Genomic DNA, 17,172 nt, shown 5'->3' on the forward strand with positions numbered 1-17,172 from the left:
TTGACATGTTATATGATAGTAATTTTAAAATTTACCAACCTTTAAATATTAAATCTGATTTTAATATGGGGTTATTACTTCTATTTGTAATAGAAGGAAGTAGTAAAATCTATATCAATGGAAAAATAAGAGTTTATCGAAAAAATGAAATTATCATCATTAATGATTTAGAACATTATCGTATTTATTCTAAAGAGGATACTGTTATAGCAAGTTTATATTTATCAAGATGTGAACTAGATTACTTTTTTCAATTTGATAAAAAGTATTATATTGATGTAGATAAACTTGATTACAAAGCGCTTAGGTTTTATATGAACAAGGTGCTGGTCAATTACTTTAAATATAAAAATAATAAAGATAGAAATGTGATTAATGCAATTAAGCAATTGATGATGACATTGAGGTTATATAGGATTGTAGATGAAGATCATGATTACTTTTTAAATAATGATATACATAAAGCAATCAATTATATGTATGAAAATTATAAAGAAAAATTATATATAGGTGAAGTTGCGACGAATTGTATTTTATCAGTGAGATGGTTTTCAGAAAATCTAGAAGAAATAACGGATATGAGATTTATAGGACTTAGAAAAAGTATACGTTTATCTTATGCCGTATTTGACTTGATCTATTCAAAGAAATCTATTACACAAATTGCGGGGGATAATGGATTTACTTACGAATCGAACTTTATAGAAAGTTTTAGAGAAAAGTATCACATAACGCCAGCGAAATATCGAAAGCAACTGACCAATGATCAGTACTATCCATTTAGTAATGAACGAACAATTCTTCTTAAAAATTATGAAAATATATCTCATCGTATAAAGGAGTTATCTACCAATGTTGTAGATTATGTTAGTTCAGATATTCATATAGATACACAATCAACATCAAAGATTCCAACTTCAAATTTATTAATATATATCAGTAACATTGAAACATTAACTAATAATTTTCAGCAATCAAAGTTATTAACGATGAGAAGAGAAATTGGGCAATTTGGATTATTGTTTTCGCATCACTTACTTAATGGACTTTTAAACGAATCGAATTTTGAAAGTAATAGATTGATGCATCAAATGTTTTCATTCTCAATGGAACACCAATTTGAGATTTCATTTGAAATAAATTTATCTAGAACTGAAAATTTAGAAGTGTTTACAGATAAATTTAAGCGACTATTAAATTATTTAATTGATTGTACGTACTATTATGGACAGAGGCAGTTTCATTTCTATTTAAATATGACATATTACCAATATAATCATGTTTATAAAATGATAAATGAAACATTGAAAGATTCAAAAGTAACGTTAATTTTGAATGATTACGATAAATACTTAGCTAATCAAATGACACATATAATAGATGGAAATAACCAAATTGCATGCAAAGTTTACAATGAATTAGTCTCCGACAGAGAAATAACTACTATATTAAAGAATAATTCTTCGTTAAATATCTTATATCAACCGACAACCCCTAATCGAATCGAATCACTTATTGAAACATTTAAATGGTGTTTAGAGTATAAGCAAAGAATTTCAATTATTATAGATGATACTTGGATTGATAGTATGATACCTTCACAGAGCAGTCACCTTATGATCAAAGAATTACAATTAAATAAAGAAAGTCAGTATCAGTTATTTGAATTAATCTTAACTTTAAAAAGATTAAGAGGAAATATCGTGTTTTTTAATGACAATATTGTAATTACGCATTATTTAAATGAATATCAGCTATTAATTTTTCCAAATAATAAACTGTTTAATAAGCTGCATCAAAAACTAAATATTACTGGATTGAACATTGAGGATATTGAGTATAGAATTCACGATATTTGTATTAAACGTAATAAGCCAATTAATCAGCATTTTAATGAAGAAACTGGTAATAAGATAAATACAATAAATTTTGAGAAAGAGTTAAGAAAATTAGTAATAGATTATGATTCTTCAGCTGATGTCATTAAGCATATCTATATAAAACAAAAAATAAAATAAGGTGGTATTGAGCTATGACTGAATATAAGAACGAATTATTGAAATTAAATTATTTAAATTTTCAAGTGAAGAAAATACTAAAGAAAAATTACGCATTAAATATTTATCATTTAAAAATTTTGCAGTTTATTAACGATAATCAAAATAGAAGAAAATATACAGCTCTAGATTTTAAAGAAGTACTTCGTATTAATCAAACGATGTTAACTCATGTCATATCCTATTTACATGATTTGAACTATTATAAAAAAGAACGATTAAAGCAAGATGAGAGAAAAATCATTATAATAGTAGAAACTCGTCACAAATCGAAAATATCTCAATTAATTAATCAAGTAGAAATGGATCTTCAGCATAATTTAAATGAGATTTATCCAGACTTAAATATGGATTGTTTCGTTGATTATGTGATAGAGGTTAATCGTGTGATGAATGATATACATCTCAGTATCAATCATGAATATAGAATGAACATCGATCAATTTATGATTTTATTATTTATAGAGATGTCTAAAAATGGATGTAGAACATTAAAAGATATTAAAGATCAGTTTGGATGGGATTTAGTAAAAATCAATAAATCTATAAAGGCACTTGTAAAGTTAAACTATCTTGATAAAGAAAGATCAAATACAGATGAACGAATTGTATTAGTTTCAATTAAGAAGGATAAAGAAAAGTTGATTAAATTAATGATAGAAAATGTACTAAAATCACAAAATATTAAAGATGGTGAACAAAATTTAGCTATGGTAGAATGAGCATAATAACAACTCATTCAGGAGGTTAATATGTCACATTTTCATTTCAAAGAAAACTTTTTCGGTGCATCAACAAAACCAATCGAAGTCTATGATGAACACAATAATCCTGTATTTATACTAAGCTTATATTATACGTCCACTAGACAAGAAACATTTGCGTTGTTAGGAAGAAAGAAACATAATTTTATGATTGAATTTGAAGGCGGCACTTTTAAAGTGTTACAAGAAAGATCGATAGAAGGAAAGTTAAAGACACCTTTTAAAACTGTTTGGGAAGTATTTAAGAACGACACTAAAATAGGTACATTCGAAACAAAAATTGGATTTAAACCTAGAATAATATTTAATGGTGAAAAAAACGATACTTTATTGTTTGAATCAGGGTTTATATCTAGATCTGTAAAAGTAACAGATGAAGCAAATAATTTAGTCATGGAGACTAAGTCTGAAAGATTTAAAATTGCATCCAATCATAATATTGAAATTGTTAATTCAAAATATCATCCTGCAATGTTAATCATGCTATTCCAAGTATTTTTTGAGTATCAGGAATATCAAAGAAGTAAATCTAATTAATTGATAAATGAAGGGGATCGTTTACGTTGTTTAAATTTTTTAAGAGAGAACAACTGAATCAAGATATTACGCATGAAATATCTGAAATAGATGGCATGACTATTGTTGATGCGTATTATATACAAGATGATCAAGTTGAATTATATAAACAAGACCGTGAAAGATATAGTGATGCATTAATTTATATTTTGAGTCAATATTTTTCAGACGTTGATAGAATGTTTGAAGGTAGTGAAGATGGAGAAGCAATTGTTGCATTTCAAAATGGAGAACCTAAAAAATGTATTTATTTAAATCCAGAAACAATCGATCAGTTAAGGATTTATGAACAAGAGATGCCTTTAAAACAGTCTATTATCAAGTTATGCAATTTAGAAAATAATCTTTAAACAAAAAAAGTAGCACATAAACTTCTGCAGAAGTTTATGTGCTACTTTTTTATTTTGATTAATAATATTGACAAATGACAATTTAGTACTATAATTATATCTAGTATAATAATTATATCGAGGTGAGAACATGAAATTTGAATTAGGATTATCATCATTTGCTGAAATCTCTCTAATTAATGGTGTGGACAAACCTTTCCCTGCACATGAAAGAATAAATCAAATTGTTGAAGAAATTAAGCTAGCTGATCAAGTAGGATTAGATGTTTATGGATTAGGGGAACATCATAGAGAAGATTATGCAGTATCAGATCCAGTTACAGTGTTAGCAGCTGCAGCTAGTCAAACTAAAAACATTAGATTGTCATCAGCAGTAACAGTATTATCATCTGACGATCCTGTTAGGGTCTATCAAAGATTCGCTACATTAGATGCGATTAGTAATGGTAGAGCAGAAATTATGGCAGGTAGAGGTTCATTTATTGAGTCATTTCCACTATTCGGATATGACTTAAAAGATTACGATTTACTTTATAAAGAAAAATTAGATTTATTAATGCAAATTAATGAAAATGAAACCGTGACTTGGCAAGGACAAACAAGAGCTGCAATTGATCATTTAAAAGTATTTCCAAGAGCAGTTCAAGATAAATTACCTATTTGGTTAGCAACTGGAGGTAATCCAGAATCTTCTATGAGAGCAGGAAAATTGGGATTACCTATCACTTATGCTATTATAGGAGGGGCGCCAAGTCGTTTTAAACGTAATGTGGCAATGTACAAAGCTGTTGCTGAATCAAATGGTTTTGATACATCTAAATTACCTGTAGCGACACACTCATGGGGTTACATTGCTGAAACTGATGAACAAGCTATGGAAGAATATTATCCATCAAGTGCATATGTTATAAATCAATTAGGCCGAGAACGTGGATGGCCACCGTATTCAATGGAAAAATTCGAACAAGAAATTGTTCATGGTGCATTGTTTGTTGGAAGTCCTGAAACAGTTGCATCTAAAATTATTAAACTGCATGAAGATTTAGGTATTAATCGATTTATGTTACATTTACCAGTAGGCTCTATGCCACATGAAAAAGTATTAAAATCTATTCAACTATTAGGTGAGCAAGTTAAACCGATTGTAGATGAATATATGAAAAATAAGGAGGAAATTAAGTAATGTTAAGATATTTATTAAATGTATATGTAGGTAAACAAATTTTTGATTCAAGTCAACCAAAAGTGAAAGATGACGACGGTATGGCTCAACAATTCGAAGAAGGATTCGGCCTTTCAAGAAATGCTATGAAATTAGCTGGTGGACTTGAATTAGTAGGTTCTATCTTCTTATTCTTAAGTGCTTGCAACAAATCTTTATCAAGATTAGGTTCAGTACTTGTAGGTTCGGTTATGACAGTTGCAGCATATAAACACTATGAAGCTGGACATGGCTTTAAAGGTGCTAAACATGCTTTAACACTTTTAGGTTTATCTGCATTAAGTTTCGTTGATACATTAGGTAAGAAAAAATAATATACAATCTTTAAATCTGGTACATTAAGATGTACCAGATTTTTTGTTTTAAACAAAATTAGGAAAATGCAAAAGAAAATCTGCCATCATCATTATTATATATTATTCAATTTATGGTAGGAATTCTTTATATTTAAAAAGTAATATTTTTTTAAAATGTCATAAATAAAAACTATATACACAGGTAATTTTTTTGTAAAATGTACGCTGTAAGGCTTGATATATAAGGGTTTTTCGTAAAGTTGGAAATGTTGAAAAGTGATTGTTTGAAAATTTATTGAATGTTTTTAAAAGTCATTATAAAATAATAAATATTATTAAATCATTGTGTTGAAAGGGAAAAATGCTATAGATACTAAAGATTGCACAATATACCAATTCAACTATTTATTAGATTATTTTAAGGAGTTGATTTGCAATGGAATCAGTATCAGTACCAATCAGAAACATCGTTGAATTAGTTGTTACAACTAGGAAATCAAAAGATTATATCGCAAATATCAAAAGTCAATTTGCACTCTCGTTCGAAGAAATATATATTTTAGTTTATATATATAAAGGAGAAAAAGATTGTTACAACGTTAAAGATATCATTAAACAATCTAAATTTAAGCCATATTATATTTCAAAAGCCGTGCAAAACTTAAAAGAAAAAGGACTTATTTCTAAAAAGAGAAATGATCAAGATGAGAGAACAGTTGCGTTACAAGTATCAAAAGTTCAACATAAAAAGATAAAAAAATTATTAATGGAAATTGAAGCTGAAATACTATAATAATATCGAGAAGCGGGATAAAGAAATCTTTTTAGTAAAAGATGCTCTGTCCCGCTTTTTTATACTATGTAGTTAAATGTTAAATGATATATTATATGTATAAACAAACGAATTTATTTAAGAAGATATCGTAAAAGGAGAACCTCTATGGGCGAATTATTAAATGTTAAACCGAAAAGTCAATTATTTCCTATACCAATGGTTATGGGGTGTGAAGGTACGGCAAGTTCGATGCTGCTTAATTTCTATAATAAAGATATTAATGCAACGACTATTATGAGTAAGTGGCCAACACATTCAGATAACCCAGAAAAGGGATATGTAGGCAATCATTTTCTAATCAAATTTGGCCATCACCAAACTATTTTTCCAAATGTACTTGCAGAATTTCTAAATAGATATGATTCAGAAATTATTGATGGTACGGGTACTGAACTTGAAGATCTAGAGAAGATAATTGATAAAGGTCATCCGGTTGTAATATATCATACGACATTAGGAGCTAAACCGATTCGCAAAATTTTTAAAATCGGTGATAAAGGTAAATCCTATGTTACAAATATCCATGTAACTTTATTAATTGGATATGATGATGAGTATTACTATTATATAGATCCTTTATGGAAGCAAATACTGGGATATGCATATATACCAGCATTATGGCCATCCAAATATCAAATTATCAAAATGAAAAAAAATAAAATGAAGATGAGTTATAATACGCCAGGAAAAATGTGTATTTACAAAAAAATATAATTATTTTTAAAATATTATGTCATAATGTTGTAACATTTGTTATGATATGGTTATAAATTTTAAAAAGAGGTGTTTAAATGTCTACTAAATTAAAGTTACTAATTATAGGAATTGTAGTAGCCTTTCTTGCAATAGTAGGAATTGGTGGCGCAGCAACATAATATTTTCTAACAAATACGCCAAAGAATACATATTTATTAAGTGAACAAGAATCAGCAAAATCTTGGAAAGAATACTTTAACGACAGATTTGAAAACGAAACTGAATTCCAAGATAAAATGAAAGATGAATCTTATGAAACATCATTCAAATTTGGAGCAGAAGTATCAGATTCATTAGTTTCTCAATTAGGCATACCAAAGTCAGTTATCGACTCAACGAATATTGTCTTTAATGTTGGGCATGATCCTAAAGCGAAAAACTCTAAATTAGGTATTGAACCTACAATTGCAGACAACAAGATTGGTAACTTCCAATGGAGCGCAGACAAAAATAATCAATATTTAGAAACACCATTATTTAAAGACATATATAAAGTAAAAAATAATGAAATTAAAAAAGGAATCGAAAAAGCTACTGGTGAATCATTAGATTCAACAGACGGACAAGAAATTACAAATGATTCTTTAAATTTAAATACGATCTTATCTAGCTCTCAAATCTCTCAAGATCAAATCGACAAAATCTCAAAAAGATATAGTGACTTATTTGTTGATCAATTAGATGACGATAACTTTGAAAAAGATAAAGAAAAAGTTAAGATTTTTGATGATGAAAAAGAATTGAAAAAAGTAACAATGAACTTAAGTGAAAAAGATACTAAGAAAATCGTTGTAGCAATTCTTGAAGAAGCTAAAAAAGATGAAGATATTAAAAACATCGTAGAAAAACAAGGTAATGTAAAAGAGTATGATAAAGAAATTAAAGATTTATTGAAGAAAGCTAAAGACGAAGATGTAAAAAATTATCCTAAAGTGAAATCTATCATCTACGTAGACGGTAAAGAAATCTTGAAACGTGACTTAACAATTACAAATAAAGATAATGAAAAAGTTAGAATTCAAGGTACAAATGTTATCGATGATGGCGTACAAGTAGATTATAAAGTATCAGCACCAGGTGAAGACGGTGAACTTACACTTAAAGGTAAATCAACTGGTAAAGATGAAATTAGCGATAAATATGATTTAGAAATCAAAGAAAATTCATACTCAACAACAACATTAAAATTAGATAATAAATCTAAAGTTGATGGAGATAAACGTACAGATAAAGGTAAAGTGACGATTGCACCATCTAGCGGTCAAAGCTTAGACTTAAATTACGACCATAATTTAACAACAGACACTAAAAACAATCAACAAAAACAAAAATTAAATGTTGATTTCGATGTGAATGGTGAAAATATTAAATTAATTATGGATGGTAAAACTGAACTGAAAAAAGACATTAAATTCAAGAAAGATGGCGCGATTGACTTTAATACATTATCAGACTCAGAAGTTGATGATTTAACAAAAGAAATAGAAGATAAGCTACAAGATTTAGGAGAAGATCTTGCGAAAGATATTCAATAATTAGAGAGGAGTGGTTATATGTCGACAATAAAATTGTTCAACATATACCACTCTTTTTTAATTAAAAAGTGGTATTTGATTGCATATATTTTATTATTATTTTTAGCTGTGTTGGCCGTTATGATTGGGGTTAACCAAGTAAATGAAAAAGATCAGGCGTTTACAATTGGAATCGTAGATAAAGACCAATCTAAAGAAACAAAGTTAATTTTAAATGCGATAGGTGATGGGCAATCACTCGGAAATGATTTGTCTATAAAGCATTATAATGAAGAGAAAGCTCGACAACTATTATCAAAAAAGAAAATTGATGGCTACTTTGTCTTTAAAGATGGCATGACGAAAGCATTTTATAAAAATGGTGAATTACCAATAGTTGTGAATACATATGATAAACAATCAGTTGAAAGTATTATTATTTTGCAGTTAACAGATTCGGTATATAGCAGGTTAATGTTGTCGATGGGTGGGGCGATGTCATATACATCTCTTTATCCTAGTGCATCCGAAAATGAATTGTTAACGATGATGACAGATATGTTATTTACTGGGTTAAATAGAAGCGGCTCCTTTGACGATGAGCCTATCAAAGTATTTGATACGTTCAGTTATTATACAATTTCAACTTATTTTGTATCTATCTTTTTCTTTTTCTTTTCAATTTTTAGCATTTTAAAAATGAATCAAAAAGATGCATTAAAAGAACGATTAAGTATGTATCATTTTTCTTATGAAAAGTTAACAATTGTAAGAGGTGTGTTTAGTCTTTTCTATACAACACTTTGGAGCATACTTGGTTTATGGGTCATCATACATTTTCTTAAACCAGAATTTGAAATGTATAATATTGGGCAACTTATCTTAGATATTGCTTATTATTTAGTCATGATATTTTTAGTATTTCTCTTTATAGATATTGCGTTTAGAAATATATTGAATTATTTGTTTAAAGTTTTATTAACGCTAGTAATCTTATTGTTATCTGGCGCTGTGATTCCAATCATTTATTTGAAAAGTTTGAGTGCAGGATTGATTGAAGCATTACCATTTTCCATTGTGTTTAATCAGCTAGTAGAAATGCTTTTAAATAATTACATCATTGACACACATCCAATGTATTATTGGCATTTAGGTATTATGCTCGTATTAGTAATCTCTGCTTTGTATTGGAGGTATCGCCGATGAAATCAATCTTTCATTTAGTTGTTAAAAAGCAATGGAAACAATATGTAACTTTAGTGGCGTTACTGTTAATAACAATATTGATCATTGTAGGTGTTCAAGCATCTAGTAATCAATTATTTAAAATGCCAATAGCAGTTCAAGATTTGGATGAATCTCAATCTTCAAAAGAGCTAGTGCACACTTTAGAGCAAACAAAATATTTAGAAGTTATACGTTTGCCAAAGAATGAGGCATATATTGAAGATGTCATTCAAAAAAAGCAAGCAATCGTAAGCTTACAAATACCTGATGATTTTAGTGAACGGTTAAAGGAAAATCGTTTGCGTGATAGCATTCCGTTATATTACAAAGATGATTTCATTGGAGAAATTGCATTAGAAGTGACGAGTAAAGCTTTATACAAACAGCAAATACCCGTCATTATTGAGGATCATTTGAAGAAATCTAAACAAGATGTATCGATGCAAGAAATTAAAAAAGCATATATTAAACATACACCTCACTCTAAAATGGAACACCATGCAGTTCAAAAGCATTCAGATGTTTCGATTGGTGCAGCAGTATATGTTGCATTACTCTTAATCGTAAGTTGTAGTCAAATTGTATTGCATCAACGACTGAAACAAAATGCTGCACTAGAGCGATTAATGATGTTTAATGGCACAAAATTAAAATTATTTACGTATTATATATTGAGTCATGTCATATTATTATTCGCGATTGTAGTCATCACGAGTTTACTACTATCATGGTCATTAAGCATTGTATTTTATTTAGTCTTATTGATGACATTGTTTATATATGAAAGTGTCTTAAGTATATTCTTATTTAAAATAAATACGCTTAGTCATAAATTTTTTATGTCTATCATATGGTCTATCGCAATAAGTTGTCTATATTTGTATTTTCAAGTTTAGGAGGTGTATACATGATTACAATAGAGCATTTATCAAAGAAGTATAAAGATAAAGAAATTTTCCATGACTTTAATACAACATTTAAGGATAAAACACTTACTGTATTATTAGGGGAAAATGGTGCGGGTAAGTCGACATTGCTAAGAATGATTACAGCATTAGAAAATCCAGATAGTGGAGATATCCGTTATTTTGGGAAAAAGTTAAGCAATAAAAAAATCAAAGAAATCATAGGTTATATACCTCAAGATATTGCACTATTTGAACATATGACAGTTAACGAAAATATAGAATTTTTTAAAGCATTAAATAAACAACCTATATCTTCAGAGCTTATAGAAGATTACTGTAATCAGTTAAATTTATATGAAAGAAAAGCAAAAATTTCTTCGCTTTCTGGAGGAACAAAACGTAAAGTTAATTTATTAATCGGACTGCTCGGAAATCCAAGTATATTAATTTTAGATGAACCAACAGTAGGTATTGATTTGAAATCCAGATTTGATATTCATAAATTATTAAATCATTTAAAAACAACAAGACTCATTATATTAACAACTCACCATTTAGATGAAGTCGAAAGCTTAGCAGATGAAATTAAGTTAATCGGTAAAGATCCATTCTATAGAAATATATTAACCGATAAATCTTGGACATTTGAAGACAGTCTTGTATTGTGAATAAGGCGGTCGTTAGTAACAAAAGTCGGTGGAATTGTAACTAAGAGCCGCCATAGTAACAAAAGTCGTCGGAATTGTAACTAAGGACGCCTATAGTAACAAAAGTCGGTGGAATTGTAACTAAGAGCACCTATAGTAACAAAAGTCGGTGGAATTGTAACTAAGGAGGCCGTTAGTAACAAAAGTCGGTGGAATTGTAACTAAGGACGCCTATAGTAACAAAAGTCAGTGGAATTGTAACTAAGGAGGTCGTTAGTAACAAAAGTCGGTGGAATTGTAACTAAGGACGCCTATAGTAACAAAAGTCGGTGGAATTGTAACTAAAGCGACCGTAAGTAATTAAAAAAATCATCATAATTTAAAACATACTAAGGTTATTCAAACAATGATCTTAGTATGTTTTTTTGATTATATTTATCTGAAATTTTAGAAAAAGAAAAACGTATTGCAAAACATATTTTTAAAGTGTATTCTTATTTAATGTATCGGAATTAAATGTTTTTGGGAGGTCCTTTAATGGAAACACTTTGGGTAGTTATTAATATTATTGTTTTCTTATTATTTATTGGGTTATTAGTTCATTTAAATAAGAAACATGTAAAGTTCTCTAAACGTGTTCTTATAGGTTTAGGAATAGGGATTGTGTTTGGTTTAGCTTTACATCTTATTTACGGTGTAGATTCTAAAGTAACAGAGTCGACAGCTTCATGGTTTGATATTGTAGGTACTGGTTATGTAAAACTATTACAAATGATCGTTATGCCACTTATCTTTATATCAATTGTTTCAGCTTTTACTAAAATAACAATTGGTCAAAACTTTGCTAAAGCTGGCGCTTGGATATTTACATTCTTATTAGGAACAGTTGCTGTTGCAGCTTTAGTTGGTATTATTTATGCGATGCTATTCAATTTAGATGCATCACAAATAGATTTAGGTAGTGTGGAAAATAGTCGTGGTCAAGAAATAGAACAAACTTCTAAAGATATGACGGCTAATAATTTACCATCACAAATTCTTGAATTGTTACCTGCAAATCCATTTTTAGATTTCACAGGTGCTAGAGGAACTTCAACAATAGCGATTGTTATATTTGCAGGATTTGTTGGATTTAGTTTCTTACGTGTGATGAGAAAAGAACCTGAAAAAGGTAGCTTAATCAAAAGAGGTATAGATGCGATTTATGCCTTAGTTATGGGAATTGTTACTTTTGTATTAAGATTAACACCTTACGGAATTTTAGCGATTATGACTAAAACGGTGATGACAAGTAACTTTGAAGCAGTATGGACATTAGGTAAGTTTGTTGTCGCATCGTATGCAGCATTAATTACAATGTTCATCATCCATTTAATCTTAGTATCTGTTGTTGGTTTAAACCCAGCTACTTATGTTAAAAAAGCTAGTGAAACGTTATTATTCGCGTTTACGTCTAGATCAAGTGCAGGAACGTTACCATTAAATGTTCAAACACAAACAACTAGACTAGGTGTTCCAGAAGGTATTGCTAACTTTGCAGGTTCATTCGGTTTATCAATCGGACAAAATGGCTGTGCGGGTATATATCCAGCGATGTTAGCTATGATGATTGCGCCAAGTGCAGGTATTGACATTGATTTACCGTTTATCTTATCTGTAATCGGTGTTGTAGTCATCAGTTCATTTGGTGTAGCAGGTGTAGGTGGCGGTGCAACATTTGCCGCTATACTCGTACTTTCAACATTGAATTTACCTATTGCTTTAGCAGGGGTATTAATTTCAGTTGAGCCATTAATCGATATGGGTAGAACAGCATTGAATGTTAATGATTCAATGTTAGCTGGTACAGCTACTGCTAAAATTACAGGACAATTGGATGAAGAAAAATACAATGACCAAGACTTCAATGAACTTGGAGAATCATATTAATCATTAATTTTATACAGGCACATACTGATACCGATCGTGAATTTCAGTATTGCCTGTTTTTTATAAAAACTTATAGGTATGCTCGGATATATATTGAAAGCAAATAAATACAATGATAAAGTGATATTAAGGAGTGTGGACACGATGAGTAGAGATTTATTTATTAAGAATGAATTCCAACAAAAATGGGTTAATAAAATAGAAAATCATAAAGCGTCATTACAAAAACACGCTGAAAAAAATGATTTAAATTCAGAATTTCCATATGAAAATATTAATTGGTTAATTGATGAAGGCTATACAAAAATTGTACTTCCAAAATCATATGGTGGCGAAGGTGCGACACCAGAAGATATCATTTTATTCCAAGAAACATTAGGTAGAATTGATGGTGCGACGGCATTAGCCATTGGTTGGCATATGGGTGTAGTTGGTCAAATTTATCAAGAAAAATTATGGACGCAAGATTTATTAGATGAATTTGCTGAAGAAGTATTAAATGGTGCGATTGTTAATAGAGCTGTAAGTGAAGCGGAAACAGGCAGTCCAACTCGAGGCGCACGTCCAAGTACACATGCTGATCGTGACGGAGACCATTACATTATAAATGGTGTTAAGACATTTACAACAATGAGTCAAAGGTTAACGCATTTTCTTGTTGGTGCATATGTACCAGAAAAAGAAGCACTCGGATTCTTTTTAATACCAAGAGAATCTGAAGGATTATCAATAGCAGAGAATTGGAATATGGTAGGTATGCGTGCTACTGAAAGTCATGATTTAGTGTTAGATGATGTTAAAGTTCATGAGAAATACTTAGTAGAAGTTGCGAATGGTCCAAGAGGCAATAATATCAACCCATGGAATCTACATATTCCAGCAGTATACTTAGGTATTGGGCAAGCAGCACGAGATTATGCTGTTGATTTTGCGAATGAATATAGTCCTGGAAGTATCGATGGCGTAATTGCTGATATTCCAGCTGTTCAACAAAATATTGGTCAGATGGAATTAGAATTAACGACTGCAAGACATTATATATATAGTGTAATCAATAAATATTTAAATCCTTCTATTACAGATGCAGTTATAGATGTTGAATTAGGTGCAGCTAAACATGTTGTTGTTAATCACTCTATTAAAATCATCGATATCGCGATGAGAATTGTAGGTGCGAAAAGCTTACAAATGGAAAGGCCATTGCAACGCTATTATAGAGATATAAGAGCTGGCTTACACAATCCGCCGATGGATGATGTAACCATTACAAAATTAGCTAAAAAAGCTAGAGAAGAAAGAAGTAAACTTAAATAAAAGGATTGGGTTGGGACATAACATCATGTCTCAACCCAATTTTTTATTATAATTGATCTGTTTGTATGACTTTTTTACGTTTTTTACGTCTTGGTTTCATGCCTACTGACATATATAGTACGACAACCAAGATGACAATCATGCCAATAAGTTGCCACAATCCAAATGGTACTTTTAACCATAGAACTGAAGATATAACTGCTGTTACGGGTTCAAGCACACCAAATAATGCAGTTGTTTGTGGGCTAATATACTTCACGCTTTCTAAATACATCCAAAAAGCAAACATCGTTCCGAAAGTGATCACAAAGATGAAATAAATCACACCTTGAACATCTAATAAATGCCAAGGAAATGAGAAGTCTAAGTTGAAAATTGAAAGTGCAATACCGCCAATAAACATTGACCAACCGATAACAACAAGAGATGGCCAATTTAAAAATAATTTAACAGCATATACAGTATAAAAAGCAGCTGCACAAGCTGTTATTAATCCCCAGACGATTGCATTTGGAGGGACTGATAATGTGGCATAATCACCATTTGTTAATAATAAGCTCGTTCCAAATAGTGAACACACAATAATGATGATATCTGTTATTCTAAATTTGCTTTTTCTAGTGATCAGTAAATATAGTAATATGACGACTGGTGCTAAAAATTGTAACAAAGTAGCGATTGCAACATTACCTTTATCAATGGTCGCCATAAATGTGTATTGCACACCTAACATGCCGAATAAAGCATATATAATCAATTGAAATAATGAATGTTTGACTCTAAATATATTTGTTAAAGGATGTTTCTGAATTAATTTTGCAATGAGCAAAAGGAAAAATCCACTTAATATCAATCTTTCAGCTACAAATAATGAAACAGGTAAATGATATTCTGTAAATAACTTTTCAGTAACTGTTCCACCTAATCCCCAAAAAGTAGCGCCAAGCATCACTAATAAAGTACCTTTTAGTTGTTTGTTTTGCACTTATAAGCCCCTCGATTCTAAAAGATGTTAATTAATTAATTAATTAATTTTAGCATTTGATAAATTATTAAACAATAAGTTGAAATGTTTTACTTGCAATTTTATAATATGCGTTCTTATAATGAACATAATGAGTTAAAAGTGAGGTTTCCGCATGAAATTTGTATTAATATCAGTTGGTATACTTGCTACTATATTAGGATTTGCTGGCGCTGTATTGCCGTTATTACCTACAACACCTTTTATATTATTAGCAGTATTTTGTTTTGCTAAAAGTTCAGATAAATTCCATAGTTGGTTAGTAAGCACAAAAGTTTATAAAGAATATGTAGAAGATTTTCAAAAATATAGAGGGTACACTTTAAAGAAAAAATTTGAACTGCTTATAAGTGTATATATCGTAGTAGGCTTTTCAATTTGGATGGTTGATCATTTTTATATTCGCATAGGTCTTTGCATCATGTTATTCTTCCAAACTGTTGTATTATTCACTTTTGTTAAAACTTTACCAAGTAAAAATAAATCATAATATTAAAATATCGATAAAATGACGTAACGTCTTTTATCGGTATTTTTTTGTTGTATTTGCATACATCATTATTATTGTAAAATAGAATAAAAAAGTTATATAAATTTAAAAATTCTATTGCTATATAGATTGAAGGGTTATATAATAGACAAAGATGAAAATGAGAGTCATTATCAATTGGGAGGATAATTATGAAGAAACTTTTAGTGTTTATTATGGCTTTAGCATTAGTTGTTGCTGCTTGTGGCAATAAATCTGATGAGAAAGAGAGCAGCAGTAAAACAAAATCAAGTAAAGAGACAGTAAGTTATAAATTAGACGACGGTAAAAAAATAGATATCCCGAAAAACCCTAAACGTATTGTTGTATTAGCACCATCATACGTTGGTGGCTTATTACACTTAGGTGTTAAACCTGTGGGTGTACCAGCTTCTACAGATCAAACACCAATACTTAAAGATAGAATTAAAGGTATTGAAAAAGTTAGTGAAGACAATGTTGAACAAGTAGCTAAATTAAAACCAGACTTAATCATTACATATAACGCAGATAAAAACTTAAAGAAATATAATAAAATCGCTCCAACAATTCCTTACGACTATGCAAAACACAATTACTTAGACATGCAAGTAGAATTAGGTAAATTAGTTGGTAAAGAAGATAAAGCTAAACAATGGGTAGAAAAATGGAAGAAAGAAACTTCTAAAGACGGGAAAGAAATTAGAGATAAAATCGGCGAAGATACTACAGTATCAGTTATTGAAGCATTCCAAAAAGACATCTATACTTACGGTGAAAACTGGGGTAGAGGAACAGAAGTATTATACCAAGCATTCGGTTTAGCAATGCCAGAAAGCATTGAAAAAGATGTTAAAAAAGACGGTTGGAAAAAAATCTCTCAAGAAGAAATTGAAAAATATTCAGGAGATTACTTATTCTTACCAGTAACAAAAGGACAAGCAAAACCAGAATTCACTAAAACTGAATCATGGAAATCAATTCCAGCAGTTAAAAATGATAAAGTCATCGAAATTGATGCACAAACATTCTGGTATAACGATCCATATTCATTAGAAATGCAACGTAAATACTTAAAAGATGAAATTCTTAAAAAAGCTGAATAATCAATAGCAAATGCTATAACACCGATTCTCATTATCAGAATATAAAAAGCAGGGACGTCAGTCTCTGCTTTTTTATTGTTCAGGACATAACGCACGAAGACTGAGAGATATCGTGCGCAAGAGTACAAAATCAAGGTGT

The 17,172-nt window shown here is 29.8% G+C and carries 17 protein-coding genes; 16 read left to right on the forward strand and 1 reads right to left on the reverse strand.

Annotation, left to right across the window (positions count from 1 at the left end):
• The first annotated feature begins 5 nt into the window (after positions 1-5).
• From LQ679_RS03095 to LQ679_RS03160, 14 genes are all read left to right on the forward strand, one after another.
• Complete coding sequence (locus LQ679_RS03095; RefSeq protein WP_239740452.1) at positions 6-2,018, forward strand: helix-turn-helix domain-containing protein; 2,013 nt, start codon at positions 6-8, stop codon at positions 2,016-2,018.
• Positions 2,019-2,032: 14 nt separating this feature from the next.
• Positions 2,033-2,779 carry a transcriptional regulator, SarA/Rot family gene (locus LQ679_RS03100; protein ID WP_239762068.1) on the forward strand — a complete coding sequence of 249 codons (747 nt, stop codon included), beginning with the start codon at positions 2,033-2,035 and terminating at the stop codon, positions 2,777-2,779.
• 30 nt (positions 2,780-2,809) lie between these two features.
• Entirely contained in the window at positions 2,810-3,358 is a 549-nt protein-coding gene (locus LQ679_RS03105) for a tubby C-terminal domain-like protein (protein WP_239762069.1), read from the forward strand.
• 26 nt (positions 3,359-3,384) lie between these two features.
• Complete coding sequence (locus LQ679_RS03110) at positions 3,385-3,747, forward strand: hypothetical protein (RefSeq protein ID WP_239740453.1); 363 nt, start codon at positions 3,385-3,387, stop codon at positions 3,745-3,747.
• Positions 3,748-3,877: 130 nt separating this feature from the next.
• On the forward strand, positions 3,878-4,930 hold the full coding sequence (locus LQ679_RS03115) for an LLM class flavin-dependent oxidoreductase (RefSeq protein WP_239762070.1): 1,053 nt from the start codon (positions 3,878-3,880) through the stop codon (positions 4,928-4,930).
• Positions 4,930-5,283: a DoxX family protein gene (locus LQ679_RS03120; RefSeq protein ID WP_025906850.1), complete on the forward strand. Its 354-nt coding sequence runs from the start codon at positions 4,930-4,932 to the stop codon at positions 5,281-5,283. The genes LQ679_RS03115 and LQ679_RS03120 overlap by 1 nt, the downstream gene beginning before the upstream one ends.
• A 418-nt stretch (positions 5,284-5,701) precedes the next feature.
• A complete protein-coding gene (locus LQ679_RS03125; protein WP_037589073.1) occupies positions 5,702-6,058 on the forward strand; it encodes a transcriptional regulator, SarA/Rot family in 357 nt (118 codons plus the stop codon).
• A gap of 147 nt (positions 6,059-6,205) precedes the next feature.
• Complete coding sequence (locus tag LQ679_RS03130; protein WP_037589072.1) at positions 6,206-6,814, forward strand: C39 family peptidase; 609 nt, start codon at positions 6,206-6,208, stop codon at positions 6,812-6,814.
• Positions 6,815-7,092: 278 nt separating this feature from the next.
• A complete protein-coding gene (locus tag LQ679_RS03135; RefSeq protein ID WP_239762071.1) occupies positions 7,093-8,391 on the forward strand; it encodes a DUF6583 family protein in 1,299 nt (432 codons plus the stop codon).
• Positions 8,392-8,409: 18 nt separating this feature from the next.
• Complete coding sequence (locus tag LQ679_RS03140; RefSeq protein ID WP_204175177.1) at positions 8,410-9,576, forward strand: ABC transporter permease; 1,167 nt, start codon at positions 8,410-8,412, stop codon at positions 9,574-9,576.
• A complete protein-coding gene (locus tag LQ679_RS03145; protein WP_126477744.1) occupies positions 9,573-10,493 on the forward strand; it encodes an ABC transporter permease in 921 nt (306 codons plus the stop codon). The genes LQ679_RS03140 and LQ679_RS03145 overlap by 4 nt, the downstream gene beginning before the upstream one ends.
• Positions 10,494-10,504: 11 nt before the next feature.
• The gene (locus LQ679_RS03150; RefSeq protein ID WP_037589065.1) at positions 10,505-11,173 is read left to right on the forward strand and encodes an ABC transporter ATP-binding protein; all 669 of its coding nucleotides are present in this window, start codon (positions 10,505-10,507) and stop codon (positions 11,171-11,173) included.
• Between the two features lie 516 nt (positions 11,174-11,689).
• The gene (locus LQ679_RS03155) at positions 11,690-13,081 is read left to right on the forward strand and encodes an L-cystine transporter (protein WP_239762072.1); all 1,392 of its coding nucleotides are present in this window, start codon (positions 11,690-11,692) and stop codon (positions 13,079-13,081) included.
• Positions 13,082-13,225: 144 nt separating this feature from the next.
• On the forward strand, positions 13,226-14,395 hold the full coding sequence (locus LQ679_RS03160) for an acyl-CoA dehydrogenase family protein (RefSeq protein ID WP_037589062.1): 1,170 nt from the start codon (positions 13,226-13,228) through the stop codon (positions 14,393-14,395).
• A gap of 46 nt (positions 14,396-14,441) precedes the next feature.
• Here the strand turns inward: LQ679_RS03160 and LQ679_RS03165 are convergent, their stop codons facing one another.
• Positions 14,442-15,380 carry a DMT family transporter gene (locus tag LQ679_RS03165; RefSeq protein ID WP_239762073.1) on the reverse strand — a complete coding sequence of 313 codons (939 nt, stop codon included), beginning with the start codon at positions 15,378-15,380 and terminating at the stop codon, positions 14,442-14,444.
• A gap of 154 nt (positions 15,381-15,534) precedes the next feature.
• On the opposite strand from LQ679_RS03165, the gene LQ679_RS03170 reads away from it, so the two are divergent.
• The gene (locus tag LQ679_RS03170; RefSeq protein ID WP_025906841.1) at positions 15,535-15,909 is read left to right on the forward strand and encodes a YbaN family protein; all 375 of its coding nucleotides are present in this window, start codon (positions 15,535-15,537) and stop codon (positions 15,907-15,909) included.
• Positions 15,910-16,100: 191 nt separating this feature from the next.
• Positions 16,101-17,033, forward strand: a complete 933-nt coding sequence (locus LQ679_RS03175) for an ABC transporter substrate-binding protein (protein ID WP_037589060.1) — start codon at positions 16,101-16,103, stop codon at positions 17,031-17,033.
• Positions 17,034-17,172: the final 139 nt, after the last annotated feature.

Origin of the sequence: Mammaliicoccus sp. I-M35, from assembly GCF_022386455.1 — a bacterium.
Lineage (GTDB): Bacteria > Bacillota > Bacilli > Staphylococcales > Staphylococcaceae > Mammaliicoccus > Mammaliicoccus sciuri_A.